Origin of the sequence: Pseudooceanicola marinus (assembly GCF_002786295.1) — a bacterium.
Lineage (GTDB): Bacteria > Pseudomonadota > Alphaproteobacteria > Rhodobacterales > Rhodobacteraceae > Pseudooceanicola > Pseudooceanicola marinus.
The window spans coordinates 324,211-350,506 of sequence record NZ_PGTC01000017.1 but is presented as its reverse complement, the minus strand read 5'-3'; the positions used below and the strand labels follow the sequence as shown (position 1 = coordinate 350,506).

22 protein-coding genes are annotated in these 26,296 nt (G+C 66.7%); 9 read left to right on the top strand and 13 right to left on the bottom strand.

Features of this window, described 5'->3' with window-relative positions; translation table 11 throughout:
- Positions 1-139: 139 nt before the first annotated feature.
- Positions 140-949 (bottom strand): ferritin-like domain-containing protein, encoded by an 810-nt coding sequence (locus CVM50_RS13545; protein WP_085886949.1) that lies wholly within the window; start codon positions 947-949, stop codon positions 140-142.
- Between the two features lie 180 nt (positions 950-1,129).
- Positions 1,130-1,597, bottom strand: coding sequence for a peroxiredoxin (locus CVM50_RS13540; RefSeq protein WP_085886948.1), 468 nt, complete (start codon positions 1,595-1,597; stop codon positions 1,130-1,132).
- A gap of 142 nt (positions 1,598-1,739) precedes the next feature.
- On the opposite strand from CVM50_RS13540, the gene CVM50_RS22165 reads away from it, so the two are divergent.
- The 5 genes from CVM50_RS22165 to lpdA all read left to right on the top strand — a co-directional run bounded on the left by CVM50_RS22165 (position 1,740) and on the right by lpdA (position 9,948).
- The gene (locus CVM50_RS22165; RefSeq protein WP_085886947.1) at positions 1,740-5,063 is read left to right on the top strand and encodes a YhdP family protein; all 3,324 of its coding nucleotides are present in this window, start codon (positions 1,740-1,742) and stop codon (positions 5,061-5,063) included.
- A gap of 110 nt (positions 5,064-5,173) precedes the next feature.
- A complete protein-coding gene (gene queA / locus CVM50_RS13530) occupies positions 5,174-6,226 on the top strand; it encodes a tRNA preQ1(34) S-adenosylmethionine ribosyltransferase-isomerase QueA (protein ID WP_085886946.1) in 1,053 nt (350 codons plus the stop codon).
- Positions 6,227-6,300: 74 nt separating this feature from the next.
- Positions 6,301-7,578, top strand: a complete 1,278-nt coding sequence (locus CVM50_RS13525; protein ID WP_085886945.1) for an MFS transporter — start codon at positions 6,301-6,303, stop codon at positions 7,576-7,578.
- Between the two features lie 98 nt (positions 7,579-7,676).
- Complete coding sequence (locus tag CVM50_RS13520; RefSeq protein WP_085886944.1) at positions 7,677-8,258, top strand: DUF924 family protein; 582 nt, start codon at positions 7,677-7,679, stop codon at positions 8,256-8,258.
- Between the two features lie 295 nt (positions 8,259-8,553).
- Positions 8,554-9,948 (top strand): dihydrolipoyl dehydrogenase, encoded by a 1,395-nt coding sequence (gene lpdA / locus CVM50_RS13515; RefSeq protein WP_085886943.1) that lies wholly within the window; start codon positions 8,554-8,556, stop codon positions 9,946-9,948.
- A 73-nt stretch (positions 9,949-10,021) separates the two neighbouring features.
- Here the strand turns inward: lpdA and CVM50_RS13510 are convergent, their stop codons facing one another.
- Positions 10,022-10,726, bottom strand: a complete 705-nt coding sequence (locus CVM50_RS13510) for a ZinT family metal-binding protein (RefSeq protein ID WP_085886942.1) — start codon at positions 10,724-10,726, stop codon at positions 10,022-10,024.
- Between the two features lie 432 nt (positions 10,727-11,158).
- Here CVM50_RS13510 and uvrA point away from each other — a divergent pair, with 432 nt between their 5' ends.
- Positions 11,159-14,017 (top strand): excinuclease ABC subunit UvrA, encoded by a 2,859-nt coding sequence (gene uvrA / locus CVM50_RS13505; protein WP_085886941.1) that lies wholly within the window; start codon positions 11,159-11,161, stop codon positions 14,015-14,017.
- Positions 14,018-14,074: 57 nt separating this feature from the next.
- Here uvrA and CVM50_RS13500 read toward each other — a convergent pair whose 3' ends face one another.
- The 6 genes from CVM50_RS13500 to CVM50_RS13475 form a co-directional block, all read right to left on the bottom strand.
- The gene (locus CVM50_RS13500; RefSeq protein WP_085886940.1) at positions 14,075-15,055 is read right to left on the bottom strand and encodes a phosphotransferase; all 981 of its coding nucleotides are present in this window, start codon (positions 15,053-15,055) and stop codon (positions 14,075-14,077) included.
- A gap of 67 nt (positions 15,056-15,122) precedes the next feature.
- The gene (gene mmsB / locus CVM50_RS13495) at positions 15,123-15,995 is read right to left on the bottom strand and encodes a 3-hydroxyisobutyrate dehydrogenase (RefSeq protein ID WP_085886939.1); all 873 of its coding nucleotides are present in this window, start codon (positions 15,993-15,995) and stop codon (positions 15,123-15,125) included.
- 35 nt (positions 15,996-16,030) lie between these two features.
- Positions 16,031-17,065, bottom strand: a complete 1,035-nt coding sequence (locus CVM50_RS13490; RefSeq protein ID WP_085886938.1) for an enoyl-CoA hydratase/isomerase family protein — start codon at positions 17,063-17,065, stop codon at positions 16,031-16,033.
- Positions 17,062-18,201, bottom strand: a complete 1,140-nt coding sequence (locus CVM50_RS13485) for an acyl-CoA dehydrogenase family protein (RefSeq protein WP_085886937.1) — start codon at positions 18,199-18,201, stop codon at positions 17,062-17,064. The genes CVM50_RS13490 and CVM50_RS13485 overlap by 4 nt, the downstream gene beginning before the upstream one ends.
- A gap of 56 nt (positions 18,202-18,257) precedes the next feature.
- Entirely contained in the window at positions 18,258-18,680 is a 423-nt protein-coding gene (locus CVM50_RS13480) for a hypothetical protein (protein WP_085886936.1), read from the bottom strand.
- Between the two features lie 203 nt (positions 18,681-18,883).
- Positions 18,884-20,383: a CoA-acylating methylmalonate-semialdehyde dehydrogenase gene (locus tag CVM50_RS13475; protein WP_085886935.1), complete on the bottom strand. Its 1,500-nt coding sequence runs from the start codon at positions 20,381-20,383 to the stop codon at positions 18,884-18,886.
- Positions 20,384-20,493: 110 nt separating this feature from the next.
- Between CVM50_RS13475 and CVM50_RS13470 the strand changes: the two genes are divergently transcribed.
- From CVM50_RS13470 to coaD, 3 genes are all read left to right on the top strand, one after another.
- Positions 20,494-21,387 carry a LysR family transcriptional regulator gene (locus tag CVM50_RS13470; protein ID WP_085886934.1) on the top strand — a complete coding sequence of 298 codons (894 nt, stop codon included), beginning with the start codon at positions 20,494-20,496 and terminating at the stop codon, positions 21,385-21,387.
- A 65-nt stretch (positions 21,388-21,452) separates the two neighbouring features.
- Positions 21,453-21,887: a CBS domain-containing protein gene (locus tag CVM50_RS13465; protein ID WP_085886933.1), complete on the top strand. Its 435-nt coding sequence runs from the start codon at positions 21,453-21,455 to the stop codon at positions 21,885-21,887.
- Between the two features lie 141 nt (positions 21,888-22,028).
- A complete protein-coding gene (gene coaD, locus CVM50_RS13460) occupies positions 22,029-22,520 on the top strand; it encodes a pantetheine-phosphate adenylyltransferase (protein ID WP_085886932.1) in 492 nt (163 codons plus the stop codon).
- Here coaD and CVM50_RS13455 read toward each other — a convergent pair.
- The 4 genes from CVM50_RS13455 to gap (CVM50_RS13445) all read right to left on the bottom strand — a co-directional run bounded on the left by CVM50_RS13455 (position 22,489) and on the right by gap (CVM50_RS13445) (position 26,069).
- Positions 22,489-23,472, bottom strand: a complete 984-nt coding sequence (locus CVM50_RS13455; RefSeq protein ID WP_085886931.1) for an alpha/beta fold hydrolase — start codon at positions 23,470-23,472, stop codon at positions 22,489-22,491. The genes coaD and CVM50_RS13455 overlap by 32 nt on opposite strands.
- A 52-nt stretch (positions 23,473-23,524) precedes the next feature.
- Positions 23,525-23,668, bottom strand: coding sequence for a hypothetical protein (locus tag CVM50_RS21730; RefSeq protein WP_198431901.1), 144 nt, complete (start codon positions 23,666-23,668; stop codon positions 23,525-23,527).
- 193 nt (positions 23,669-23,861) lie between these two features.
- Positions 23,862-24,863 carry a type I glyceraldehyde-3-phosphate dehydrogenase gene (gene gap, locus CVM50_RS13450; protein ID WP_085886930.1) on the bottom strand — a complete coding sequence of 334 codons (1,002 nt, stop codon included), beginning with the start codon at positions 24,861-24,863 and terminating at the stop codon, positions 23,862-23,864.
- 201 nt (positions 24,864-25,064) lie between these two features.
- Positions 25,065-26,069 carry a type I glyceraldehyde-3-phosphate dehydrogenase gene (gene gap / locus CVM50_RS13445; protein ID WP_085886929.1) on the bottom strand — a complete coding sequence of 335 codons (1,005 nt, stop codon included), beginning with the start codon at positions 26,067-26,069 and terminating at the stop codon, positions 25,065-25,067.
- Positions 26,070-26,296 lie beyond the last annotated feature (227 nt).

Sequence of the window (26,296 nt, the reverse complement as noted above, 5' to 3'; positions counted from 1 at the left end):
GTCCCACCCCCCTCGGAAGCAGGGAAAATCCGCCGATCTTGGCGGTAGTTTGCCGAAAAATACTCTTTTGAAAGGGTCTGGGAGGCGATCAGGGCTGTCCGGGGCGCCGGGTGCGCACCTGTTTCGGGGGTGTGCCGGATCAGAGCTGATCAGCCAGTGGCCAGTAGAAATCCGGCGGCAGCCCGGCTTCGGCGCGCTTTTCCTCGTTGAAGGGCGGCTTCAATGCGCCGTGGAAATAGTGGCGGACGAGCTCGTGGAATTTCGGTTTCGGGTCCAGCCCGTCGCGACCGCAGAGGAAGTTGAACCATTTCGACCCATAGGCGACATGGCCCACTTCCTCCGCATAGATCACCTCCAGCGCGTCGATGACGTTCTGCAGCTGCGCCTTGCGGAAGACCTCGATCATGTTGGGCGTGACATCCAGGCCGCGCGCCTCCAGCACCATGGGCACGACGGCCAGGCGGCCGTAGATGTCGTCGACGGTATCCTCGGCGGCGCGCCACATGCCGGCATGGGCGGGCAGGGCGCCGTAGTGGCTGCCGAGGCTCTCCAGGCAGTCGCAGATCAGGTTGAAGTGCTTCGACTCCTCATCCGCCGACTTCACCCAGTCGTCGTAGAACCCGATGGGGAAGGGGACGTGGGTGAAGCGCGCGACCATGTCCCAGTGCAGGTCCACGGCGTTCAGCTCGATATGGGCCACGGCATGCAGGATGGCGATGCGTCCCTGCGGGCTGCCTGGGCGGCGGCGGGGCACCTCGCGCGGGTCCAACAGCGCGGGCTTTTCGGGCCGGGCGGGGCGCAGCGGCGGCGCGGCCTGGCCGATCGGGATCTCCTCCCCGGCGGCGCGCGCGGCAAACCAGGTGGCGGCGTGCCGGTGCGACAACGCGGTCTTTTCCCGGCCATCGGCGGTGGTCAGCACCTCGACCGCCATCTCTGCAAGAGTTTTCATCGTCCTGTCCCATCCTGCGCCCCGGCCCGCAGCCGCGCCTGGCGCCCCTGTCATCTGTTGGCCGGAAATATCCCGGGGCGCGGGGGCTGGCCCCCCCCGCTGAAAGCCCTGCGCGGAGGCTGGCCGCGCTGGATCGCTTATGCGGGGGCTGCTGGCCCCCGCGTCAGCTCGTCTCCCGGCTCACAGCGCCTTGGCCGCCGCCAGCACCTCTTCGGCGTGGCCGGCGACCTTCACCTTGGGCCAGACGCGCACCACGGTGCCTTCGCCGTCGATCAGCACGGTGGTCCGCTCGATCCCCATGAAGGTCTTGCCGTACATCTTCTTTTCCTTCCAGACGCCGTAGTCCTCGCAGACCGTGCCCTCGGCATCCGACAGCAGTTCGGTCGCCAGTTCATGCTTGGCCTGGAACTTCTCGTGCTTGGCGACCGGGTCCTTGCTGACGCCCAAGACCTTCACGCCTGCCGCCTCGAACTGATCCGCCAGGGTGGTGAAATCCTTGTTTTCGGTGGTGCAGCCCGGGGTGTCGTCCTTGGGGTAGAAGAACAGCACCACCGGCGCGGGACGCAGTGCCGAAAGGGTCACCTCGCCGCCACCGGCGCGGGGAAGGGTGAAATCCGGCGCTTTATTGCCGTCGAGTTCTTGAGACATGGCCTGGCCTTTCTTGTCGTGTCGGGCTGCCTTCCCTATTACCGGCAGGCAGAGCAGAATGAAACGTGCCGGGTGCGAAAACCCGGCCCCGATCCGCCCGTCACCCGAACCCGGCCGATCCACCAAGAGGCGCAGGACCCCGATGCACAAGCTGAAGCCGCAGCCGCAGGCTCTGGCAGCCAGGCCGAGGCACCATCGCGTGCTGGGCCGCCTGGCCAGGGTGCTGCTGTTGCTGGTGCTGCTGGCGGGGCTGGGCGCGGGGCTCGGCGGGTTGCGTTTCCTGCTGCGGGGCGAGCCGCTGGTGGCGCCGCCCTGGCTGCGCGAGCGGATCGAGACCCGGCTGGAGGCACAGGTGCCGGGGCTGGAGATCGCCTTCAGCAAATTGTCTGTGGTCTTCGAGGAGGCCTGGCATCCGCGCCTGCGGGTGCGCGACCTGAACATGATCCTGCCCGAGAGCGGCTCGCGCGTGGTGCTGAACCAGGCGACGACGCGGCTGGCGCCCGGCCCTCTGCTGCGGGGGCGGTTGCAGCCGCAGGAAATCACGGTGGAGGGCGCGCAGCTGCGGGTGCGGCGCAATGCCGACGGTCGCTTCGACCTGATGTCGCCCGACCAGGGGGCAGAGGCGCGTGAGCGCGACATCGCCCTGGTGCTGGCCGAACTGAAGGCCTCGCTGGCGACCCGGGATCTGGCCGCGCTGGACCGGATCGAGGGGCTGGGCCTGACCCTGGTCTACGAGGATCTGCGCGCGGACCGGTCCTGGTCGGTCGACGGCGGGCGCATCGTGCTGGACCGGGACGGCGCGGCGCTGGTGATCCGGGGCGACTTCTCCCTGCTGGGCGGGCGCAGCTATGCCACCCTGATCGAGACCAGCTATACGACGCGGCTCGACAGCAATTCGGGCGAGTTCCAGCTGTCGGTGGAGGACATGCCGGCCGAGGACCTGGCGACCCAAAGCCCGGCGCTGGCCTGGCTGGGGGTGCTGCGCGCGCCGCTGTCGGGCGCGCTGCGCCTGTCGCTGGAGGAGGACGGCGCGGTCGGCCCGCTCTATGCCACGCTGCAGATCGGGCGCGGGGTGGTGCGCCCCTCGGAAGGCACGCGACCGATCCCCTTCGACAGTGCGCGCAGCTACTTCTCCTTCGATCCGGCGACCCAGATGCTGCGGTTCAGCGAGCTGTCGGTGGCCAGCCCGGTCGTGTCGCTGCTGGCCGAGGGCGCCTTCCGCCTGGGCACGGCGCCCGACGGCGGGGTGCAGATGACGGGACAGCTGGCGGCCAGAGAGATCGTCGCGGATCCCGCCGACATCTTCGCCGCGCCCCTGCGGCTGGAACGGGCGGAAGCGGACCTGCGTCTGCGCTTCGATCCCTTCGAGCTGACCCTGGGAGAGCTGATCCTGACCGAAGGCGCGCATGTGATGCGCGCCGACGGGCAGCTGGTGGCGGACGAGACGGGCTGGAGCCTGGGGCTGGAAGGGGCGCTGACCGCTGCGGGTCAGGACCCGGAGGGGGGCGGGGGACCCGGCGCCACGCTGTCGCCCGACGACGTGCTGGGATTCTGGCCGCCGGCGGTGGCGGACAAGAGCCGCGACTGGGTGGCGCGCAACCTGCTGGAGGCGCGGCTGACGAACCTGCAATTCGGCCTGCGCGCGGCACAGGACGCCCCGCCGCAGATCCAGCTTGGGTTCGATTTCGACGACACCACGCTGATCTTCATGAAAACCATGCCGCCGTTGCAGCAGGCCCGGGGTCGTGCGGTCCTGTCGAACCGCCGCTTCGCCGTGCAGGCCGATGCCGGCCATGCCGAGGTGCCTGGGGGCGGACGCATCGACGCGGCGGGCAGCACGTTTGTCGTGCCGAACGTGCGCCAGAAGCCCGCCGATGGCGAGTTGGGTCTGCGGCTGACCGGGGCCCTGGGCGACATGCTGACCCTGCTCGATCGCGATCCGCTGAACCTGCTGAGCAAGTCCGGGCGCAGCCCCGACCTGGCGCAGGGGCAGGCCCGGCTTGCCGCGTCTCTGTCTTTGCCGTTGTTGAAGAAGGTGCCGCTGGAGGCGATCTCCCTGCAATACGCGGGCGAGGTGCGCGACGTGGAAAGCGACACCCTGGCGCCGGGCCATATGCTGCGCGCGCCGCTGTTGCAGGTGACGGGTGACAACGATCACCTGCGGGTGGCGGGGCAGGGCACGCTGGACGGCGTGGGTTTCGACGGGGCGTGGCAGACGGATATCGGCCCCGGGTCGGGGCCGTCGACGGTCGCGGCGCGGCTGCGGCTGGATGCTGAGGGCGCCGAAGGGCTGGGCCTTGCCCTGCCGCCCGGGACCCTGCGCGGCGCGGCCCAGGCGGACCTGTCGCTGGAGCTGCCACGCGACGCGCCGATGCGGTTCGAGATCGAAAGCGATCTGGCGGGGCTGGGCCTGTCGGTGCCCTCGCTGGGCTGGTCGCTGCCGCAGGCCGCGAAGGGCACGGTCCGCGCCGAGGGGGAAATGGGCCCGGATGGCGTCCGGGTGGAGGCGATGCGGCTGGAGGCCCCGGGGCTGACCCTGTCGGGAGCGCTGACCGCCACCCAGGGTGGCAGGCTGGGGGCGGTCCGCCTGGACCGTCTGGCGGTCGGTCGCTGGCTGGACGTGGCCGCACAGGTGACGCCGCGCGGCGCCGGTCAGGCGCCGGGTCTGGCAATCACCGGGGGGCGGGTCGACCTGACGCAGAGGCCCGACCTGCCGCAGGGCGGCGGATCGGGCGCAATGGACGTGGCACTGGACCGGCTGCAGTTCACCGATACGCTGGCGGTCACCGGATTGCGCGGGGCGCTGTCGGCGGGCGGCGCGGCGCGCGGGCAGGGCCGTTTCCGCGGGCGCATCAACGGTGGCGCCGAGGTCGTCGCGCAGTTGAATGGCGGGCGTATCCGCATCGAGGCGGCGGATGCCAGCGCCGCACTGGCCGATGCGGGGTACCTCAAACGCGGCAACGGTGGCTCTCTTGTGCTGGATCTCGTGCCCACGGGCGCGCCGGGCACCTACGACGGCAGTCTGCGCATCACCGACATCCGCATCCAGGAGGCCGGGGCGGTGGCCGAGCTGCTGAACGCGCTGAGCATCGTCGGGCTGCTGGAACAGCTGTCGGGCCCCGGCATCCTCTTCGGAACGGTCGAGGCCGAGTTCCGCCTGTCCCCCGACCGGCTGACCGTGACCCGTGCCAGCGCGGTCGGGGCCTCCATGGGGGTGTCGCTCGACGGGATCTACGACATGGCGGCGGACCAGCTGCAAATGCAGGGGGTGGTCTCCCCCCTCTACATGCTGAACGGTATCGGCGCGCTGCTGACCCGCAAGGGCGAGGGGCTGATCGGGTTCAACTTCGACATCGACGGCCCGGCGTCGGCGCCGCGCGTGCGCGTGAACCCGCTGTCGATCTTCACCCCGGCGATGTTCCGGGAAATCTTCCGCCGTCCGCCGCCCGACCCGGGCGCGCAGTGACGCGGGGCGGCGGCGCCATTGCGCCCGGCGGGCCGAGGGTGTAGCGGACGCCGCGACAGCCTTCTGCGCGAGGCCCAGAACCCGAACCGAGACCACCACAGGAGCGCCAGGTGCAGCTTTCCGATTTCGACTTCGACCTGCCCGAAGAGCTGATCGCGACGCGTCCCGCGCGTCCGCGCTCCTCCGCGCGGCTGCTGGTGGCCGAGGGGGACCGGATCACCGACGCCATCGTGCGGGATCTGGGCGACTACCTGCGCCCCGGCGACCGACTGGTGCTGAACGACACCAAGGTGATACCGGCGCGTCTGTCGGGCACCCGCAGGCGCAGTTCAGATCAGGGCGAGACCGAGGCGCGGATCGAGGTGACCCTGCTGGAGCCGCGCGCCGAAGGCACCTGGGCCGCGCTGCTGAAGCCGCTGAAGAAGATCCGCGAAGGCGAGATCATCCGCTTCACCCCGCGCCTGTCGGCCCGGCTGGAGGCGAAGGAGGAGGGGCAGGGCATCCTGTCCTTCGAGGCAGACGGCGATTTCGATGCGGCCCTGGCCGAGGCCGGCCAGATGCCCCTGCCGCCCTATATCGCCGCCCTGCGTGCCCCCGACGCCCAGGACAAGCAGGATTATCAGACCGTCTGGGCCCGCAACACCGGCGCCGTGGCCGCGCCGACCGCCTCGCTGCATTTCGACGACGAGTTGCTGGCGCGGCTGAAGGAGAAGGGCGTGGAGCTGACCTATGTCACCCTGCATGTCGGCGCGGGCACCTTCCTGCCGGTGAAGGTCGAGGACGTGGAAAAGCACCGCATGCATGCCGAATGGGGGCACGTCAGCGAGGCGGCGGCAGCAGAGATCGCCGCGACCAAGGCCGCCGGCGGACGGGTGATCCCGGTGGGCACCACCGCCCTGCGCCTGATCGAGAGCGCGGCACGGGACAGCGGCGCCATCGCCCCCTGGCGCGGCGAGACGGACATCTTCATTTACCCAGGTTTCACCTTCGCGGTGGCAGATGCTCTCATGACCAACTTCCACCTGCCGAAATCCACCCTGATGATGCTGGTCTCGGCCCTGATGGGCACGGACCGGGTGCGGGCGATCTACGACCACGCGATTGCGCGGAACTACCGGTTTTTCTCCTACGGCGATGCCTCGCTGTTGATCCCCGCGTCCTGACGTGAAATCCATGGGCCACGGGACCTGATCCCTGTGCCCGCCGCCGCCGCGAAGCGTCCAGAGGAGACACGCGAATGATTCAGGTTCTGGGAACCTCCTGGGCTCTACTCCTGGGCCTCATGCTGCTGATGCTGGGCAACGGCCTGCAGGGGACACTGCTGGGTGTGCGTGGCGAGATCGAGGGTTTCTCGACCTTCCAGATGTCGCTGGTCATGTCGGCCTACTTCGCCGGCTTCCTGGGCGGCTCGCGCATGGCCCCCGAAATGATCCGCCGCGTCGGCCACGTGCGGGTCTTCGCCGCGCTGGCCTCGTTCATTTCCGCCGTGCTGATCCTCTACCCGGCCTTCCCCAACCCATGGGCCTGGTCGGTCGAGCGGGTTATCATCGGGTTCTGCTTCTCGGGCGTCTACGTCGTCGCCGAAAGCTGGCTGAACAACGCCGCCACGAACGAGACGCGGGGCCAGTCTCTGGCGCTTTACATGTTCGTGCAGGTGCTGGGGATCATGGCGGCGCAGGGTGTGCTACTGCTCGGCGATCCGGCGGGCTTCGTGCTGTTCATCGTGCCCTCGGTGCTGGTCTCGATCTCCTTCGCGCCGATCCTTCTGTCGATCTCGCCGACGCCGGCCTTCGATTCCACGCGACCGATGTCGCTGAAGGAGCTGTTCCATACCTCGCCGCTCAGTTTCGTCGGCGTCTTCCTGGTGGGCGGCGCCTTCTCGGCGCAGTTCGGCATGGCGGCGGTCTTTGGCACCCAGGCGGAGTTGTCGCTGCCGCAGATCTCGTTGTTCATCACCATGTTCTACGTCGGCGCTGTGGTCACCCTCTATCCGCTGGGCTGGCTGTCGGACCGGCTGGACCGGCGTCTTCTGATCGCGATCGAGGCGATCGTCGGCGGGGTCGGGGCCTTTATCGGTTTCGTCTTCGGGGACGCCTATGTTGCGTTGCTGGTCGCGGCCTTCTTCATCGGGGGCATGACGAACCCGCTCTATTCGCTGCTTCTGGCCTACCTCAATGACCTGCTGGAGCATGACCAGATGGCGGCGGGCAGCGCGGGCATGATGTTCGTCAACGGCCTGGGCGCCATCGGTGGTCCGCTGCTGACCGGTTACGCCATGACCCTGGCCGGGCCCGGGGGGTTCTTCCTGTTCATCGCGGTGCTGCTGCTGGCGACCGCCGGCTATGCCTTCTACCGCATGACGCAACGCCCCTCGGTGGGCGTGGACGAGGCGGGCGCCTACGCGCCGGTGCTGATGTCGGCCACCTCCGTGGCCGTCGAGGCGGCGCAGGAATGGGCATATGAGGCCGCAGAAGAGGCGGCCGAAGAGGCCGCGCGTGACGAAAATGGCGCGTGAGCGCTCACATCCCGTAAGGTCCGAAATCTTCCGTTCCAATATTGTGAAAACTTTGTAACGCTGGACGAAATGGCGCAATCGCGAAAGAGGAGATAGCCATGATTGCCCCCGAAGACGTGTTGTCCTTCTGGCTGGATGAAGTCGGCCCCAAGGGCTGGTATCAGTCCAGCGACGAGCTGGATGCCGAGATCCGCAGCCGGTTCGGAGCGGCCTGGGCCCATGCCTGCGAAGGAGCCTATGGTCTGTGGCTGACCTATCCCAGCGGGGCCCTGGCCTATGTCATCCTCATGGACCAGTTCCCGCGCAACATGTTCCGGGGCCAGGGCCGGGCCTTCGCCAGCGACAAGGTGGCGCTGGCGGCGGCCAAGGTGGCGATCGACCATGGCTTCGACATGCGGATCGACGAACCGGCGCGGCAGTTCTTCTACCTGCCGATGATGCATTCGGAGAACCTCTGCGACCAGGAACGCTGCGTGCGCCTGATGCTGGACCGGATGCCGGACACCGGCGAGGCGAACCTGAAGCACGCCAAGGCGCACCGCGAGGTGATCCGCACCTTCGGCCGCTTCCCCTATCGCAACGAGGCGCTGCAACGGCACAGCACCGCGTCGGAAACCGCCTATCTGTCGAAAGGCGGCTACGGCGAGACCGTGCGCAGCGTCGAGGCCGCGGCAGGCTGACGCCCCCTTAGGGGGATGAAAAGGCGCCGCTCCGGTCCACCGGGGCGGCGTTTTCGCGTTCCGGGGGCGAGAGGCGGGGCAGGCCGTCCTCCGCGCGCGCCGGGGCGCGACCTTCGCGCGGTTTGACAGGGCGCCGCGACCCGCTAGGTTCGGCGTGAGGGCGATCCGGGTTTCGCCGGACGCATAGCGGCCTTTCGGCGCAAATCTTGCCGCGGGTCCTGCGCGTGCTTGTCGCCTGCTGGCAGATAGTTTAACGTCAAACTATCTGGAAACCGAAGGTGCAGCGGAGGGGCATATGGCAGCCAAGTCTTTCGATTTCGTGGTGATCGGGGCCGGCCCGGGGGGCTATGTGGCCGCCATTCGGGCCGCGCAACTGGGCCTCAGCGTGGCCGTGGTCGAGCGCGAACACCTGGGCGGTATCTGCCTGAACTGGGGCTGTATCCCCACCAAGGCGCTGCTGCGCAGCTCCGAGGTCTTCCACCTGATGGAGCGGGCCAAGGATTACGGCCTGACCGCCGACAAGATCGGCTATGACCTCGACGCGGTGGTCGACCGTTCGCGCGGGGTGGCCAAGCAGATGGAAGGCGGCGTGCGCGGCCTGCTGAAGAAGAACAAGGTCACCGTTGTCATGGGCGAGGCCAAGCTGGCCGGCAAGGGCAAGGTCAGCGTCAAGACCAAGGATGGCACCGAAGAGCTGACCGGCAAGACCGTGGTCCTGGCCACCGGCGCCCGGGCTCGCGAACTGCCGGGCCTGGAAGCGGACGGCGATCTGGTCTGGACCTACCGCCACGCGCTGAAACCCGCACGCATGCCGAAGAAGCTGCTGGTCATCGGATCTGGCGCCATCGGCATCGAATTCGCCAGCTTCTACAATACGCTTGGCGCCGACACGACCGTGGTCGAGGTCATGGACCGCGTGCTGCCCGTGGAGGACGAGGAAATCTCGAAGTTCGCCAAGAAGCAGTTCGAGAAGCAGGGCATGAAGATCATGCAGAAGGCCATGGTCAAGCAGCTGGATCGGGCCAAGGGCAAGGTCACCGCCCATATCGAGGTCGGCGGCAAGGTCGAGAAGCACGAGTTTGACACCGTGATCTCCGCCGTGGGCATCGTCGGCAACGTCGAAAACCTCGGCCTGGAAGAGCAGGGCATCAAGGTCGACCGCACCCATGTGGTGGTCGATGAATACTGCCGCACCGGGGTCGAGGGCGTCTATGCCATCGGCGACATCGCCGGCGCCCCCTGGCTGGCGCACAAGGCCAGCCACGAAGGCGTCATGGTGGCCGAGCTGGCCGCGGGCAACAAACCGCACCCGGTCCGCCCCGAAAGCATCGCGGGCTGCACCTACTGCCACCCGCAGGTCGCCTCCGTCGGTTTGACCGAGGCACAGGCGAAAGAGGCGGGATATGAGCTGAAGGTCGGGCGTTTCCCCTTCATCGGCAACGGCAAGGCCGTGGCCCTGGGGGAACAGGAAGGTCTGGTGAAGACCGTCTTCGACGCCAAGACCGGCGAGTTGCTGGGCGCCCACATGGTCGGCGCCGAGGTGACCGAGCTGATCCAGGGCTACGTGGTCGGCCAGGCGCTGGAGACCACCGAAGAGGACCTGATGAACACCGTCTTCCCGCACCCGACCCTGTCGGAGATGCTGCATGAATCGGTGCTTCAGGCCTATGGCCGCGCGATCCACATCTGATCGCTGCCGATTTTTGACACGCAAAAGGGGCGCCGGTTGATCCGGCGCCCCTTCGCATGTCCGGGCCCTGGGATCAGTGGGCCAGCATCTCCTCGACGATCTCGTCGCCGCTCAGATCGGCAGGGTAGTAGGTCGGCCAGTTGGTGACCTCTTCCAGCAGGGCCGCGCGGTCGTCGCCCCAGTAGAGGTGATAGTGGCCCGCATCGGTGGGCGAGACCGCGTGGTCGCTGAACTGCACGTAGCCCGGGGCGGCCTCGTCGCCGTCGACCTTGCGGAAGATGTAGCGCACGCCGCGGTTCCCCTTGGCGTAGGTCAGCACCTCATAGCCGTTGTTGACGTAGTCGGCGGTCACCGCGCCCTCGGGGCCGTGGAAGGTGAAGCTGTTGCCCGTGATCTCGATCCGGTCCACGTCGGTGGCATAGCCGGTGTCGTAGTAGGCGGTATATTCTTCTGCGGTCTTGTCGCCGGTCTGGGCCTTGGCGGCCATCACCGGCGCCAGGGTGCCGTCCTGCAGGAACGGGTAGACCGACTGCCAGTCGCCATACCAGTCGGACAGGGGGCGCGGCTGGATTTCCTCGTCGGTGAAATAGCCGCTGTAGATCCGTTTGCTATCCGTGTCGTGGGCATGGCCATGGTCGTGCTCGTGTGCCTCGTCATGGGCATGCTCGTGGTCGTGGTCGTGGTCGTGGCTTTCGGCCCAGGCGGGCAGGGCGGTGAGGGTCAGCGCGCCGAGGGCCAGCGCCGCGAGGGCGCGGGAGGTCAGGGGAAGGGACGACATGAGATCTCCTCTCGAATCATGTAACGATATAACATGGCGTTGAGTAGACGGAGTTTGCCCCGGGCTCAAGCCGTTTGCGAGGCTTGTCGCACCGGCGCGCGCCGCCTTGCCTGTCAATGTTGGGTCGCTGGCCTGCGTCCAGTGGCTCGGGTTGATGCTGTTACGCACCTCCGTGTCGCGCGCCTATGCGCCAAATCTCGGCAGCGATCCTCCACCACATCCTGAACGCTCACCCCGCCGGATCGGGAGAGGGACGAGCGAGGTGGACCATGGGCGGCCCCTCGGAACTGCCCGAGATCCTCCCAAGAGGAAGACAGGACCCGCCATTGTGAATGGCTGCAGACTAATGTTTCCTTAATGTTCTCATTTTCTCCTTGGATAGCCGTGCTGTCTCCCCTATCTCTAGCCGCAGTGGTTTTCCCGGGGGCGAATATGGCCGAGCAGAAGTTTATCGAGGTCCGCGGCGCGCGCGAACACAACCTCAAGGGCATCGACGTGGACATCCCCCGCGACCAGCTGGTGGTGATCACCGGGTTGTCGGGGTCGGGCAAGTCGTCCCTGGCCTTCGACACGATCTATGCCGAGGGTCAGCGTCGCTACGTCGAGAGCCTCTCGGCCTATGCGCGCCAGTTCCTCGACATGATGGAAAAGCCCGACGTGGATCACATCTCGGGCCTCAGCCCGGCGATTTCGATCGAGCAGAAGACCACGTCGAAGAACCCGCGCTCCACCGTCGGCACGGTGACCGAGATCTACGACTACCTGCGCCTGCTCTTCGCCCGCTCCGGCACCCCCTACAGCCCCGCAACAGGCCTGCCCATCGAGGCGCAGCAGGTGCAGGACATGGTCGACCGCGTCATGGGTATGGAGGAGGGCACGCGCGGCTACCTGCTGGCGCCGATGATCCGCGACCGCAAGGGCGAATACCGCAAGGAATTCCTCGACCTGCGCAAACAGGGCTTCCAGCGGGTCAAGGTGGATGGCGAGTTTTACGAGCTGGACGAGCCGCCGACGCTGGACAAGAAGTACCGCCACGACATCGACGTCGTGGTCGACCGGATCGTGGTGCGTGAGGGCATGGAAACCCGCCTGGCCGACAGTTTCCGCACCGCGCTGGATCTGGCCAACGGCATCGCCGTGCTGGAAACCGCACCGAAGGAAGGCGAGCCGGAACGCATCACCTTCTCCGAGAATTTCGCCTGCCCGGTCTCCGGTTTCTCGATCCCGGAAATCGAACCGCGCCTGTTTTCCTTCAACGCCCCCGACGGCGCCTGCCCCCATTGCGACGGCCTGGGGATGGAGCTGTTCTTTGACGAGCGGCTGGTGGTGCCCGATGCCCAGCTGAAGGTGGCCGATGGCGCCATTGCCCCCTGGCGCAAGGGCAAGTCTCCCTATTTCCTGCAGACCATCGACGCCATCGCCCGGCATTACGAGTTCGACAAAAACAGCCGCTGGAAGGACCTGCCGAAGAAGGTGCAAAACGTCTTCCTATACGGCTCTGGCAAGGAAGAGATCGCCTTCCGCTACGACGAGGGCGGGCGTGTCTACAACATCACCCGTGCCTTCGAGGGCGTCATCCCCAACATGGAACGGCGCTATCGCGAGACGGACAGCAATTGGGTGCGCGAGGAATTCGAGCGCTACCAGAACAACCGTCCCTGCGGCACCTGCAATGGCTACCGGCTGAAGCCCGAACCGCTGGCGGTGAAGATCGACGGCCATCACATCGGCCACGTGGTGGAGAAATCCATCCGCGAGGCGCTGGATTGGATCGGGGCCGCGGGCGACACCCTGTCGAAGCAGAAGGCCGAAATCGCGCGCCCGATCCTCAAGGAGATCCGCGAGCGGCTTGGCTTCCTCAACAACGTCGGGCTGGAATACCTGACGCTTTCACGCGCGTCTGGCACCTTGTCGGGCGGTGAAAGCCAGCGGATCCGGCTGGCCAGCCAGATCGGCTCGGGCCTGACCGGGGTGCTCTACGTGCTGGACGAACCCTCCATCGGGTTGCACCAGCGCGACAACGGGCGGCTTCTGTCCACTCTGAAGGGGCTGCGCGATCAGGGCAACTCCGTGCTGGTGGTGGAACACGACGAGGAGGCGATCCGCGAGGCCGATTACGTCTTTGACATCGGGCCCGGCGCCGGTGTGCATGGGGGGCAGGTGATCGCCAAGGGCAAGCCCGAAGAGATCGCCGCCGATCCGGCCAGCCTGACCGGCCAGTATCTGTCGGGCACCCGCGAGATCGCCGTGCCCGCCGTCCGGCGCGATGGCAACGGCAAGTCCATCCAGGTGGTGAAGGCCAGCGGCAACAACCTGAAGGACGTGACCGTGGACTTCCCACTGGGCAAGTTCATCTGCGTCTCGGGCGTGTCGGGGGGCGGCAAGTCGACCCTGACCATCGAGACCCTGTTCAAGACGGCATCCATGCGGCTGAACGGCGCCCGCCAGACGCCCGCCCCCTGCGAGAGCATCAAGGGGCTGGAACACCTCGACAAGGTGATCGACATCGACCAGCGGCCCATCGGGCGCACGCCCCGGTCGAACCCGGCCACCTATACCGGCGCTTTCACCCCGATCCGCGACTGGTTCGCGGGCCTGCCGGAGTCGAAGGCCCGCGGTTACAAGCCCGGGCGCTTCAGCTTCAACATCAAGGGCGGGCGCTGCGAGGCTTGCCAGGGCGACGGGGTCATCAAGATCGAGATGCACTTCCTGCCCGACGTCTACGTCGAATGCGAAACCTGCAAGGGCCAGCGCTACAACCGCGAAACCCTGGAGATCAAGTTCAAGGGCAAGTCCATCGCCGACGTGCTGGACATGACCGTCGAGGATGCGCAGGAGTTCTTCCAGGCGGTCCCCTCGATCCGGTCCAAGATGGATGCGCTGGTGCGCGTGGGTCTGGGCTACATCAAGGTGGGCCAGCAGGCGACGACGCTGTCGGGCGGCGAGGCGCAGCGGGTGAAGCTGTCGAAGGAACTGTCGCGCCAATCCACGGGCCGCACCCTCTATATCCTCGACGAGCCGACCACGGGTCTGCATTTCGAGGATGTGCGCAAGCTGCTGGAGGTGCTGCACGAGTTAGTGGAACAGGGCAATACGGTGGTGGTGATCGAACATAACCTCGACGTCATCAAGACCGCCGACCACATCGTCGACATCGGCCCTGAAGGCGGCGATGGCGGCGGTGAAGTGGTGGCGATCGGCACGCCTGAGGACGTGGCGGAGGTCGAACGCAGCCACACCGGGCGCTACCTGAAGGACATGCTGAAAGGCGCGAAGGTTGCCGCCGAATAGGGTGGGGCGCACATCAGGGAAACAGGGGCCGGGCGGAGACGTCCGGCCCGTCGCGTTTCAGGCGGCGGCGAAGGCCAGAGCCAGGCGGTTCTCCAGACGCTTGTACTTTCCTTGCAGGAAGGGACTTTCGGCGTGGCGTGCCGCGTCGATGTGAAGCCAGTCGATCAGCAACTGCGCGCGCAGCAAGAACGACAGCAGTTCCTCGTTCACGGGCTGTCCATAGCCCTGCAACAGCGCGGCGCGCACCTGGCGCCTCACGCCGCCGGCATCGATCTCTGCCTCTGGCGCATCGGCGCGGATGTCGCCTTTCAGGAAATCCACCATGTCGTAGACCGCCAGCTTTCGCTTCTCTTCGAAGAGATCGAGGCCCAGCAGGCGTTTCTCCTCGACCAGCAGGTTGCCGGCATGGAAGTCCCCGTGGCTCAGAACACGTGGAACGGGGCACCCGCGCAGCCCTTCGACCTGCTGCCGCAGTGCACGGATCAGGGGCCGGAAATCGGCGGCGGGCGCCTGTGGCCCCTTCGCCCGAAGCTCCTCCAGCCGCGCGAAGATCCACTTGGGCCAGAACCGAGCCTCCTCCGCCGGGCTTTGCCCATGCAGCACGGCCAACCAGCGGCCCGCGCGGTGGCAGAGCGGCAGCGGATCGGCGCCCTCCTCCATCCGTTCCAGCACCGTCGGCACATCGTGGAACCGCGTCACCATGAAGGTTTCACCGGGGGACAGGTAGAGGGCCTCGATCACGCCCAGGTCGGGGTACGGGGCAAAGACCCGTGCCGCCTGCCGCAGGGCCCGGTATTCCTCCGCGATGCGCCCGGCCTGTTTCGGCACCTGGTTCAGCTTCAGGACGAAACTGCCGCCCCCCATCTCCATCCGCAGCACGCTGCGGTCGAGGTCAGGCGCCTTGGCCCCGTCGAGGCGTAGGAAATCCGGCCGCCCCGTGGCGCCTCCGGGCAGAGCCGCGCGCCCGGCGTCGGAGGCCAGGAACTCTGTCGCGCAGGCCTCGGCCAGGTCGCGGTCGAAATCCAGAAATCTCAGCATTGCCGGTCCCTTGCCCGATCCCTTGCCCCCGGGCAAAGCCTAGTGGGGGCAGGGGAGGGAGACAAGGTCAGGCGCCGTTGAGGCGCGAGAAGCGGGGCAGCATGGCGGAGAAGTCCTTGTCGCCGCCGCCTTCCTCCTCGACGAAGCGGGAATAGAGCGCCTCGGCCGCAGACCCCATGGGCGTCTCGGCGCCGCTGCTTTGCGCCGCCAGTTGCGACAGGCGCAGGTCCTTCAGCATCAGGGCGGCGGCGAAGCCGGGGGTGTAGTCGTTGTCTGCGGGCGACTTCGGCCCCACGCCCGGCGCGGGGCAATAGGCGTTCATCGACCAGCTGTAGCCCGAAGAGGTGGAGACCACGTCGAACATCGCCTGCCGGTCCAGCCCCAGCTGGTCGGCCAGGGCGAAGGCCTCGCAGGTGGCGATCATGGTCACGCCCAGGATCATGTTGTTGCAGATCTTCGCCGCCTGGCCGTTGCCCGCGCCGCCGCAATGCACGGCCTTCTGGCCCATGATCTCGAAGAGCGGCGAGACGAGCGCGAAGGCCTCCTCGGGCCCGCCCGCCATGAAGGTCAGCGTGCCCGCGTCGGCGCCGCCCGTTCCGCCCGAGACCGGCGCATCCATGGCCAGCAGGCCGCGGTCGCTTGCGCTCTCGGCCACGGCGCGGGCGCTGTCGACATCCACGGTGGAGCAATCCAGATGGCAGGCGCCCGCCTTCATCGCCGGCTGGATCTGTTCGGAGACCTGGCGCAGGATCTCGCCATTTGGCAGCATGGTGATGACCACCTCGGCGCCCTCTGCGGCGTCGGCGGCGGTATTGGCCAGCGGCACGCCCGGCACCCGCACCGGCGACATGTCGTAGCCGGTGACGTCGTGGCCTGCGGCGGCCAGGTTGCGGGCCATGTGCGACCCCATGTTGCCCAGACCGATGAACCCGATCTTCATGATGTTCTCCTCCCTCTTGTCCTTGTCTCGCGGGCTCAGGGCCCGTCGAAGCTCAGTTCCGCGTCCAGCGGCGCCAGCATCGCCGAAACCTCCTCCTCGGCGATGTCCAGCCCGTAGCTCCACTTCGGCTTGCGGTCGCGGTCGATGATCTGGGCGCGGACGCCCTCGATGAAATCGCCCTCGCTCATCGAGCGGTAGGTGAAGCGGTATTCCAGCGACAGTGCGGCGCGGATGTCGGCCTCGTCATGCAGGCGGCGCAGCATCTCCAGCGTGGCGGCCATCGACAGGGGACACCCCGCGCGAATGGCCTTCAGCGCCTTGTCCGCCAGTTCCTCCCCATCCTCGGCGGCCAGTTCCTCGACGATCTCGGGCAGGTTGTCGCCGGCGAAGAGCGCATCAAGGTAGGCCTGGTTTTCGGCGAGGCGGGAGGCGGGGGCGTAATGCCCGGCCTCTTCCAGGGCCTCGACGCTGCCGCTGGCGCAGAGCTCCGCCTTGGCGGCCTCCCATTCCTCCTCCGCCAGGAAGAGATCGGCAAATCCGGCGTGGATCGCGTCGCCGGGGCCCATGCGGGCGCCCGTCAGGCCAAGATAGGCGCCAAGCCGTCCGGGCGCGCGCGCCAGGAGGAGCGAGCCGCCCACGTCCGGCACCAGCCCGATGCCGCATTCGGGCATCGAAATCCGGGCGCTTTCGCCCACGACCCGGGTGGCGACATGACAGCCGACGCCCACGCCGCCGCCCATGACGAAGCCATGCAGGAAGCTGACGATGGGCTTGGGATATTCGGCCAGCAGGGCGTTCATACGGTATTCGTCGCGCCAGAAGCGGCGGCCATAGTCGAAATCGCCCGCGCGTCCGGTCTCGTACATCTCGCGGATGTCGCCACCGGCGCAGAAGGCCTTATCGCCCTCGGCGTCGATCAGCACCAGCGCCACCTCGGGGTCCTCCCGCCAGGCCAGCAGCGCCCTTTCGATCTCCAGCGCCATGTCATGCGACAGCGCGTTCAACGCCTTTTCCCGCGTCAGGGTGATGCGCCCGGCGCGTCCGTCGCGCCGGATGGAAAGATCGTTCATGTGGACAGAAGGCTCCTTGCCGTGATGAGGCGCATGATCTCGTTCGTGCCTTCGAGGATCTCGTGCACACGCAGATCCCGCACCAGTTTCTCGATTCCGTAATCCGCAAGGTAACCGTAGCCGCCGTGCAGTTGCAGGCATTGATTGACGATCTTCGATCCGGCCTCGGTGACGAATTTCTTGGCCATCGCGCAATGCTTGGTCGCATCCGGCGCGCCCTGGTCCAGTTTCCAGGCGGCCTGGCGCAGGAAGACGCGGGCGGCCTGCAACTCGATCTCCAGGTCGGCCAGGCGGAACTGCAGGGCCTGGAACTCGGACAGGGATTTGCCGAAGGCGCGGCGTTCGCCCATGTAGGCGATGGTGGCATCCAGCGCGGCCTGGGCGGCGCCCAGGGAGCACGACGCGATGTTCAGGCGTCCGCCGTCGAGGCCCATCATCGCATAGGCGAACCCGCGCCCCTCTTCGCCCAGCAGGTAGCTGGCGGGCACCTCACAGCCGTCGAATTGCACCTGCCGGGTCGGCTGGCTCTTCCAGCCCATCTTGCGTTCCAGCCCGCCGAAGCTGAGGCCGGGGGTGCCGTCGGGCACGTAGAGGGTCGAGATGCCCTTGGGGCCGTCGCCGCCGGTGCGGGCCATCACTAGGTAGCCATCGGAATAGCCCCCGCCGGAGATGAAGGCCTTGGTGCCGGTCAGGGCATAGCCGCCCTCGGTCGCCGCGGCCCGGGTCTTCAGCGCGGCGGCGTCGGATCCGCTGCCGGGTTCGGTCAGGCAGTAGGACAGGACGCGCTGCATCGACAGGACGTCGGGCAGCAACTCGGCTTTCAGGGCGTCGCTGCCGAAGGCGTCCAGCATCTTGGCACACATGTTGTGGATCGACAGGAAGGCCGCGACGGACGGGCAGGCCATCGACAGCGCCTCGAAGACCAGCGTGGCGTCCAGCCGGGTCAGCCCCGCGCCGCCGCTCTCCTCACTGACGTAAAGACCGCCGAAGCCCAGCTCGCCCACCTTGGGCCAGAGATCCTTGGGGATGTCCCCGGCCTCTTCCCAGGCCAGCGCATTGGGCGCGATGCGATCCTGGCCAAAGCTGCGGGCCATGTCGAAAATGGCCTGTTGTTCCTCGCTGAGCGCGAAATCCATGGGTTCTCCTCCCGCCTTAGTTCCAGCCCTGTCCGCGGTTGGCGCCACACCTCTCCTCAGGCGCGTTGCTGCTGGATCAGGGCCTCTATCGTTCTCTGTCTCAATCCCAGGATGTCCAGCGCCTGCTCTTCATCCGGGACGATCCTGTGGGTGATGCCGGGCACCTTGTCCCAGCTCTTCACCACGTAGCCTGCCACCTTTCGGGCCATCGGGGTATCCGCGAGATGCACGAACAGCCGGTCATGTTCCGACGGCGCGAATATTTCGGCCTTGCGGGCATGCATCCGCAGCAGGTCCAGCACGTCCAGCTTCATTCCCGTCACGTCGCGCATGTCCAGCAGCTGGTTCAGGTCCGGCGTGGCCTCGGGATCGCGCGCGAACCGGGTGAGGGATCGCAGGCTGTCACCGGGGCGGACGATGCCGGCCAGGCGGATATAGGCCAGGCCGAAGGACGTCAGGATCGTGTAGTCACAGGACATGCTGGGCGCCTTGAAGACAGGTCGGAGTGCCCGAAGTCTGTATCATCGCGACCGTGCCCGTCTACGGTGCCGCATGGTCGCATGGCGTCGATTTCGGCCGACTTGCCAACCTTGGTGGCGATTTGTGCTGGTCCTCCTCCCTGTGTCCGGCCTGCTCCGGGCCGGCAAACCAAATGGGGCGGCCCGAAAGCCGCCCCCTTGGATCAGTCCATTGCCTTGAAGTTGAACTCGCCACCTTCCTTGATACCCGAGAACCAGCGCGCCGTGACGGTCTTGGTCTTGGTGTAGAAGCGGAAGGCGTCGGGGCCGTACTGGTTCAGGTCGCCGAAGGCCGATTTCTTCCAGCCGCCGAAGGTGAAGTACGAAAGCGGCACCGGGATCGGGAAGTTGATGCCGACCATGCCCACGTTCACCCGGTTGGCGAAGTCGCGCGCGGTGTCGCCATCGGCGGTGAAGATCGAGGTGCCGTTGCCGTACTGGTTGTCCATCGTCAGCTTCAGCGCCTCCTCGTAGGTCTCGGCGCGAACCTGGCTGAGGACGGGGCCGAAGACCTCTTCCTTGTAGATGTCCATGTCGGCGGTGACGTTGTCGAACAGCGTCGGGCCCACGTAGAAGCCTTCTTCGTAGCCCTGAAGGGAGAAGCCGCGGCCATCCTTCACCAGGGTCGCGCCCTGCTCCACGCCGGAGGAGATCAGCCCCTCGATCCGCTCCTTCGCGGCGGCGGTGATGACGGGGCCGTAATCCACCTCGTCCTCGGAGGTGTAGGGGCCGACCTTCAGTTTCTCGATGCGCGGGATCAGCTTCTCGATCAGCGTGTCGGCGGTCTTCTCGCCCACGGGCACGGCGACGGAGATCGCCATGCAGCGTTCGCCAGCCGCGCCGAAGCCCGCCCCGACCAGCGCGTCGGCGGCCTTGTCCATGTCCGCGTCGGGCATGATGATCATGTGGTTCTTGGCGCCGCCGAAGCACTGGGCGCGCTTGCCGTTGGTGGCGGCCCGGCCGTAGATGTACTGGGCGATCGGGGTCGACCCGACGAAGCCGACGGCCTGCACGGTCTCGTTATCCAGGATCGCGTCGACCACTTCCTTGTCACCGTTGACGACCTGCAGCACACCGTCGGGCAGGCCGGCTTCCTTGATCAGCTCGGCGAGGCGCAGCGAGGTGGAGGGGCAGCGTTCCGAAGGCTTCAGGATCATCGCGTTGCCGGCGGCCAGCGCGGGCGCCATCTTCCACAGCGGGATCATGGCGGGGAAGTTGAACGGCGTGATGCCGGCCACGACGCCAAGCGGCTGACGCATCGAGTAGAGGTCGATGCCCGGCCCGCCGTCGTTCATGTATTCGCCCTTCAGCATGTGCGGCGCGCCCATGCAAACCTCGACCACTTCCAGGCCACGCTGCACGTCGCCCCGGCCATCGGGCAGGGTCTTGCCGTGCTCTTTCGACACCAGCTCGGCCAGCTCGTCCATGTGTTCGTTGATCAGGGCGCCGAATTTCATCATCACCCGGGCGCGGCGCTGCGGGTTGGTGGCGCCCCATTTGACCTGCGCCTCGGCGGCGCGTTCCACGGCGTGGTTCAGCTCGTCCACGGTGGCCAGCGGCACCTTGGCGATCACTTCGCCGGTCGCGGGGTTCATGACGTTGGTGAAGCGGCCCGAGGTGCCCTTTACATGGGCGCCGTCGATGAAATGGGTCAGTTCCTGCATAGGATCCTCCTGAGAATTTGTGATCAGGTTACTCTTGCGCAAATACCTGTTGAAGAGGAAAATCGGCAAAGAGGTTTTGCAAAAATGCAGGTGTGAAAGGCGGGTGAGCGATGAACTGGGATGATCTGCGGGTGTTCCTGGCGGTGGCCCGCCGCGAAAGCCTGTCGGCGGCGGCGCGCGGGCTGCGCATCGACCCGGCAACGGTCAGCCGCCGCATCGCCCGGCTGGAGGAGGAAACCGGCGCCGCGCTTTTTGCCAAGTCGCCCCAGGGCTATGCGTTGACCGAGGCGGGCGCCCGCCTGATGGGCCACGCGGTGCAGGCCGAGGCCGCGCTGCTGGCGGGCCAGGCGGAGGTGGCCGGGCAGGGGGCGCAGGGCTTGTCGGGGCAGATCCGCATCGGTGCGCCCGACGGGGTGGCGAACTTCCTGCTGCCCGATGTCTGTGCCCGCATCCTCGACGACAACCCGGAGCTGGAGATCCAGATCGTCGCCCTGCCGCGGCTGTTCAACCTCTCCCGCCGTGAGGCCGACATGGCGGTGACCGTCAGCGCGCCGACCGCCGGGCGGCTGCTGGTGCAGAAGGTGTCGGATTATCATCTGACACTGGCGGCGACATGCGGCTACCTCGACCGGCACCCGCCGATCCGCAGCCTCGATGATCTGCGCGGTCACCGCATGGTCGGCTACATCCCCGACATGATCTTCGACAAGGAGTTGGATTATCTCGAAGAGATCGGGGTGGACCGGGTGAAGCTGGCCTCGAACTCCGTCTCGGTGCAGTACCACTGGGTCGCAGGCGGCGCAGGCCTTGGCGTGCTGCACGACTTCTCTCTACCGCACCATCCGGATCTCTGCCGCATCCTGCCCGATCAGACCCGCCTGACACGCAGCTTCTACCTGGTGCGGCACCAGGACGACGCGCGCCTGGAACGGCTCAACCGCTTCGCCGCGCTGCTGTCCGAGCGGCTGCGGGCCGAGATTAACCGGAAGGAAGGGCTCTCTTGACAGGTTGGAGCAACCGGGGGACGCTTGAGGGTGAGGAGACAGGTTCAACCCAGGGAGGAGACCCGATGCTGGTTCAGCAGATTCTCAAGGCCAAGGACACCGAAGGCGTTTTCACCGTGAAGCCGGAGGTGTCGATCAGCGAAGTGACACAGATCCTGCGGGAGAAGCGGATCGGTGGCGTGGTTGTCAGCAGCGACGGAGAGGCCGCCGAGGGGATCCTGTCGGAGCGCGACATCGTGCGGGCGCTGGCCAGCCGGGGCGAAGGCCTGATGGAGCTGACCGCGGCGGACCTGATGACCAAGCACCCGATCTGCTGCTCGCTGGAGATGAACTCGGACGAGGTGCTGACCAAGATGACCGAGGGCCGGTTCCGCCACATGCCGGTGGTGCAGGATGGCGTGCTGGTCGGCATCGTCACGATCGGCGATGTCGTGAAGGCGCGGCTGTCGCAGTTGGCGGCCGAGAAGGATGCGCTGGAAGGCATGATCATGGGGCACTGACGGCCTGGCGCCGTTGCCGATGTTTGCGCATGCAGCATCGGCGCGGACCGGCGTTCGGCCCAGAAATTACTTGCTTCCCGCTTGCATTCCAGGACGCAATATTGTTGCGTGCGCTGCAGGTGCAAGCGGAGGAGCAGCCACATGCGTATCGGTCTTTACCCTGGGACGTTCGACCCTGTCACGCTGGGCCATATCGACATCATCCGGCGGGCGACGCTGCTGGTCGACCGGCTGGTGATCGGCGTTGCGATCAACCGCGACAAGGGGCCGCTGTTCTCGCTGGAGGAACGGGTGGAGATGATCGAGGCCGAGATCGGACCGCTGGCCCGCGAAAGCGGCACAGAGATCGTGGTGCACCCCTTCGAGAACCTGCTGATCCACTGCGCCCATGACGTGGGCGCCTCGCTGATCATCCGTGGCCTGCGCGCCGTGACCGATTTCGAGTACGAGTTCCAGATGGTCGGCATGAACCGGGCGCTGGACTCCTCGGTCGAGACGGTCTTCCTGATGGCCGACGCGGGGCACCAGGCGATCGCGTCCAAGCTGGTGAAGGAGATTTGCCGGCTGGAAGGGGACGTGTCGAAATTCGTCACCCCTAACGTCAACGATAGACTTCGGGCGAAGCTCTTCTGATCGTCAGGCTGCCGCGCATCTTGTCGGAGGCCTCGCGGATGAACTCCGCGCAGACCTTCGGCTGGGTCAGCGGCAGCATATGTCCCCCCGGCACCAGTTTCAGACCCATCTGCGGGTGACGCCCGACCAGTTTGGCGCCATGAATCTGCGGGTCGAGGATGCGATCCTCGGTGCCGTAAAGCAGCCGCACGGGCACGGTCAGCCCGGCATACTTGCGCGACATCTCGTCCAGCCCGTCACCGGACTGCATGTAGTCGCGGCTGGTGTTGTAGAAATGGCTGGGCCGCAGGGTCAGCATCGCACCCCCCTGGGTGGGGGCGTTCGGCGGCATCTCCTCGGGGCCGTAAACCTGGTCGATCACGGCGTCCGCCTGGCGCAGCGCGGCCGGGGTGGCGACGGTCCAGGCGGTCAGCCAGCGCAGGAAATCCGAGCGGATCCGCAGCCCGTCGAAGACCTCGGCGGGGGTGCCGGCGCGCAGGGTCAACGGCGCCAGCAGGGCCAGGCCGCGCAGGCGTTCGGCGTCCTGCACCGCCATGGCCATCGCGATCGCGCCGCCCAGGGAATGCCCGACGACCAGCGGGTTGCGGATCTCCAGCTTGTCCATGATTTCGAACATCAGTTCGGCGTGGTCGGCCAGGGCGCAGGGGTGGGTCATCGGCCGGTCGGAATAGCCCATGCCGGGGCGGTCGATGGCGATCACCCGGTGGTCGCGCGCCAGGTCGTCGATCAGACCGCAATCGAAATTGCCCATCTGGCCGCCGAGGCCGTGGATCAGCAGGATCTCGGGGCCGGCGCCGACGTCGAGGTAATGCAGGCGGCCGGTGGAAATACGGGTGAAGGCCCCGCGCGGCGGCACGGTCTGTTCGGCGCGACGCTTCCACAGGAGGGTGTTCAGGGCCAGACCCAGACCGCAAAGGATAAGAAGGCTCAGAAGCCCCAGAAAGACGTACATTTCTCAGACCCAGGTTGCGGCAGGGCCACCCATCCCCGCCGAATGCGACGCCTCAGCGCCAGAAGGCTAGCCACTCGACGAAATCTGCGAGCTTGCGCATCAGAAATAAGGTATTGTTTCCCTCTCCGACACCGTTGTCCAGCACCAGGAGCGTCACGATGATAACGCCGATGATAATCGCGGTGCGGTTGGTCACGCTGGCTCCTCCGCTGCGGCGACTTCGGTTTCCTATGCCCCAGGATGCCCAGCGTTTCAAGGGTTTGCGGGGCGCCTGTGGTCCAATGTGATGCCCGGGCGCGTCAGGTGGCGTTTTGTCGCCGGTGGATGTGGAAAAGGGCCGCGCGGATCTCCGCGCGGCCCTTTGTCGGTCCGTCGTGTCGGGGCGTGCCTCAGAGGGTCTTGCCGATGGTGGCCGCCATATCGGCCATGCGGCTGGAGAAGCCCCATTCGTTGTCGTACCAAGTCAGGATGCGGACCATGGTGCTGTCCATGACCTTGGTCTGGTCCAGTGCCATGGTGGAACTGTGGCTGTCATGGTTGAAGTCGATCGAGACGTTGGGCGCGGTGGTGTAGCCCAGCACGCCCTTCAGCGGGCCATCGGCGGCGGCAGTGATGGCGGCGTTGATCTCTTCCACCGTCGTCTCGCGCTTCGCCATGAAGGTCAGGTCGACGCAGGAGACGTTGGGGGTGGGCACGCGGATCGCCACGCCGTCCAGCTTGCCCTTCAGTTCCGGCAGCACCAGACCCACAGCCTTTGCGGCGCCGGTCGAGGTAGGGATCATCGACATCGCGGCAGCGCGGGCGCGGTAGAGGTCCTTGTGCAGCGTGTCCAGCGTCGGCTGGTCGCCGGTGTAGCTGTGGATCGTGGTCATGAAGCCCTTCTCGATGCCGATGGCATCGTTGAGGACCTTGGCCACCGGGGACAGGCAGTTGGTGGTGCAGGAGGCGTTGGAGATCACCTTGTGCTCGGCGGTGATCGCGTCATGGTTCACACCATAGACGGCGGTTACATCCGCGTCGGTGCAGGGCGCCGAGACCAGCACGCGCGAGGAGCCGTTTTCGAGGTGGCGCGCCGCCGCCTCCCGCTTGGTGAAGATGCCGGTGCATTCCAGCGCGATGTCCACGCCGGACCAGGGCAGTTCCTCGGGATTGCGGATCGCGGTGACCTTGATGCGGCCCATGCCTACGTCCATCCAGTCCTCGCCGGTGGTCACCTCGCCGTTGAAGCGGCCATGCACGCTGTCGTAGCGGAAAAGGTGAGCATTGGTCTCGACGGGGCCGAGATCGTTGATCGCGACGACTTCGACGTCGGTGCGGCCGCTTTCGGCGATGGCACGCAGGACGTTGCGGCCGATGCGTCCGAAACCGTTGATGGCGACTGTGGTTACCATGATCCGTGGTCCTTTGCTGGGAAGCGTGACGACGAGGTCACGAAAGGTCGTGGGAGCGTCAGGAATGTTTGCGCTAACTTTGTCTGTAAACTCTACCTCCCCGGCGCAAAGGTCAAGGGAAGGGATGCGACAATGCGAAAAACCCGCCGGATTTCTCCGACGGGTTCGGTGCTTTGATCGGGGCCCTTGCGGGCGCGGATGTCACTTCTGCAGGCGGCCCAGGGCGGCGGCCACGTCGGCCATGCGCGCGGAGAAGCCCCATTCGTTGTCGTACCAGGCCAGCACGCGCACCAGGCGCTTGCCGGTGACCTTGGTCTGGTCGGGGGCGAAGATCGAGGACTGCTCGGTGTGGCAGAAGTCGATGGAGACCTTGGGTTCCGGGTCGTAGCCCAGGACCTGCCCCATGTGACCGGCGGCGGCTTCGCGGACCACCTCGTTCACGTCCTCGACGGTCACGTCCTTCTTGGCGATGAAGGTCAGGTCGACGGCGGAGACATTGGGGGTGGGCACGCGGATGGCCGAGCCGTCCAGCTTGCCCTTCAGTTCGGGCAGGACCTCGCCCAGGGCCTTGGCGGCCCCGGTGGAGGTGGGGATCTGGCTCATCGCGGCGGCGCGGGCGCGGTAGAGATCGCCATGGCGACGGTCCAGCGTCGGCTGGTCGCCGGTGTAGGAATGGATCGTCGTCATGATGCCGCTGTCGATGCCGATGCCGTCGTTCAGCACCTTGGCCAGGGGCGCCAGGCAGTTGGTGGTGCAGGACCCGTTGGAGATCATCGTGTCACCAGCCACCAGATCGCGGTGGTTGACGCCGTAGACGATGGTCTTCTGCACGTTCTTCGCCGGGGCCGAGATCAGCACGGCCTTGGCGCCGCGTTCCATGTGGACCTTGGCCTTCTCGCCGTCGTTGAACTTGCCGGTGCATTCCAGCACGACGTCGACACCTTCCCAGTCCAGCTCCTGCGGATCATAGGTCGACATGACCTCCATCGGGCCGCGGCCTATGTCCATGGTGTTGCCGGCGATCTTCACCTCGTTGCCGAAGCGGCCGTGCACGCTGTCGTACTTCAGGAGATGGGCATTGGTTTCGATCGGGCCGGTGGCGTTCATCTTCACGACCTGAACGTCATTGCGGGCGGCCTCGGCGATATGGGCGAGCGTGCAACGCCCGATGCGACCGAAACCGTTGATGCCGAGCGTGACCGTCATGCCGATATCTCCTGATAGAAAACCTGCGATGTCCTTAGCCGAAGGTAGACCGTAGGGGTAGGGAGAAAAGTGTTTTCAGCCAATATGTTAGCGAAAACATTCGGGGGCCTGCCCGTGGTTGCGCTAACCGGGCTTCGGGTTCGCGCTAACAGGTTCTGCGGTGCAGCGTCGGCCCGTCGGGGTGAGGGAATCGCCCGCAGGAGGTTGGGGAGGGGGCGCTGCCCCCC

Bases quoted from the DNA above. Each gene is read 5' to 3' on its own strand.
- CVM50_RS13545 (WP_085886949.1), bottom strand. From the start codon at position 949: ATGAAAACTCTTGCAGAGATGGCGGTCGAGGTGCTGACCACCGCCGAT.
- CVM50_RS13540 (WP_085886948.1), bottom strand. From the start codon at position 1,597: ATGTCTCAAGAACTCGACGGCAATAAAGCGCCGGATTTCACCCTTCCC.
- CVM50_RS22165 (WP_085886947.1), top strand. From the start codon at position 1,740: ATGCACAAGCTGAAGCCGCAGCCGCAGGCTCTGGCAGCCAGGCCGAGG.
- CVM50_RS13525 (WP_085886945.1), top strand. From the start codon at position 6,301: ATGATTCAGGTTCTGGGAACCTCCTGGGCTCTACTCCTGGGCCTCATG.
- CVM50_RS13520 (WP_085886944.1), top strand. From the start codon at position 7,677: ATGATTGCCCCCGAAGACGTGTTGTCCTTCTGGCTGGATGAAGTCGGC.
- lpdA (WP_085886943.1), top strand. From the start codon at position 8,554: ATGGCAGCCAAGTCTTTCGATTTCGTGGTGATCGGGGCCGGCCCGGGG.
- CVM50_RS13510 (WP_085886942.1), bottom strand. From the start codon at position 10,726: ATGTCGTCCCTTCCCCTGACCTCCCGCGCCCTCGCGGCGCTGGCCCTC.
- uvrA (WP_085886941.1), top strand. From the start codon at position 11,159: ATGGCCGAGCAGAAGTTTATCGAGGTCCGCGGCGCGCGCGAACACAAC.
- CVM50_RS13500 (WP_085886940.1), bottom strand. From the start codon at position 15,055: ATGCTGAGATTTCTGGATTTCGACCGCGACCTGGCCGAGGCCTGCGCG.
- mmsB (WP_085886939.1), bottom strand. From the start codon at position 15,995: ATGAAGATCGGGTTCATCGGTCTGGGCAACATGGGGTCGCACATGGCC.
- CVM50_RS13490 (WP_085886938.1), bottom strand. From the start codon at position 17,065: ATGAACGATCTTTCCATCCGGCGCGACGGACGCGCCGGGCGCATCACC.
- CVM50_RS13485 (WP_085886937.1), bottom strand. From the start codon at position 18,201: ATGGATTTCGCGCTCAGCGAGGAACAACAGGCCATTTTCGACATGGCC.
- CVM50_RS13480 (WP_085886936.1), bottom strand. From the start codon at position 18,680: ATGTCCTGTGACTACACGATCCTGACGTCCTTCGGCCTGGCCTATATC.
- CVM50_RS13475 (WP_085886935.1), bottom strand. From the start codon at position 20,383: ATGCAGGAACTGACCCATTTCATCGACGGCGCCCATGTAAAGGGCACC.
- CVM50_RS13470 (WP_085886934.1), top strand. From the start codon at position 20,494: ATGAACTGGGATGATCTGCGGGTGTTCCTGGCGGTGGCCCGCCGCGAA.
- CVM50_RS13465 (WP_085886933.1), top strand. From the start codon at position 21,453: ATGCTGGTTCAGCAGATTCTCAAGGCCAAGGACACCGAAGGCGTTTTC.
- coaD (WP_085886932.1), top strand. From the start codon at position 22,029: ATGCGTATCGGTCTTTACCCTGGGACGTTCGACCCTGTCACGCTGGGC.
- CVM50_RS13455 (WP_085886931.1), bottom strand. From the start codon at position 23,472: ATGTACGTCTTTCTGGGGCTTCTGAGCCTTCTTATCCTTTGCGGTCTG.
- gap (WP_085886930.1), bottom strand. From the start codon at position 24,863: ATGGTAACCACAGTCGCCATCAACGGTTTCGGACGCATCGGCCGCAAC.
- gap (WP_085886929.1), bottom strand. From the start codon at position 26,069: ATGACGGTCACGCTCGGCATCAACGGTTTCGGTCGCATCGGGCGTTGC.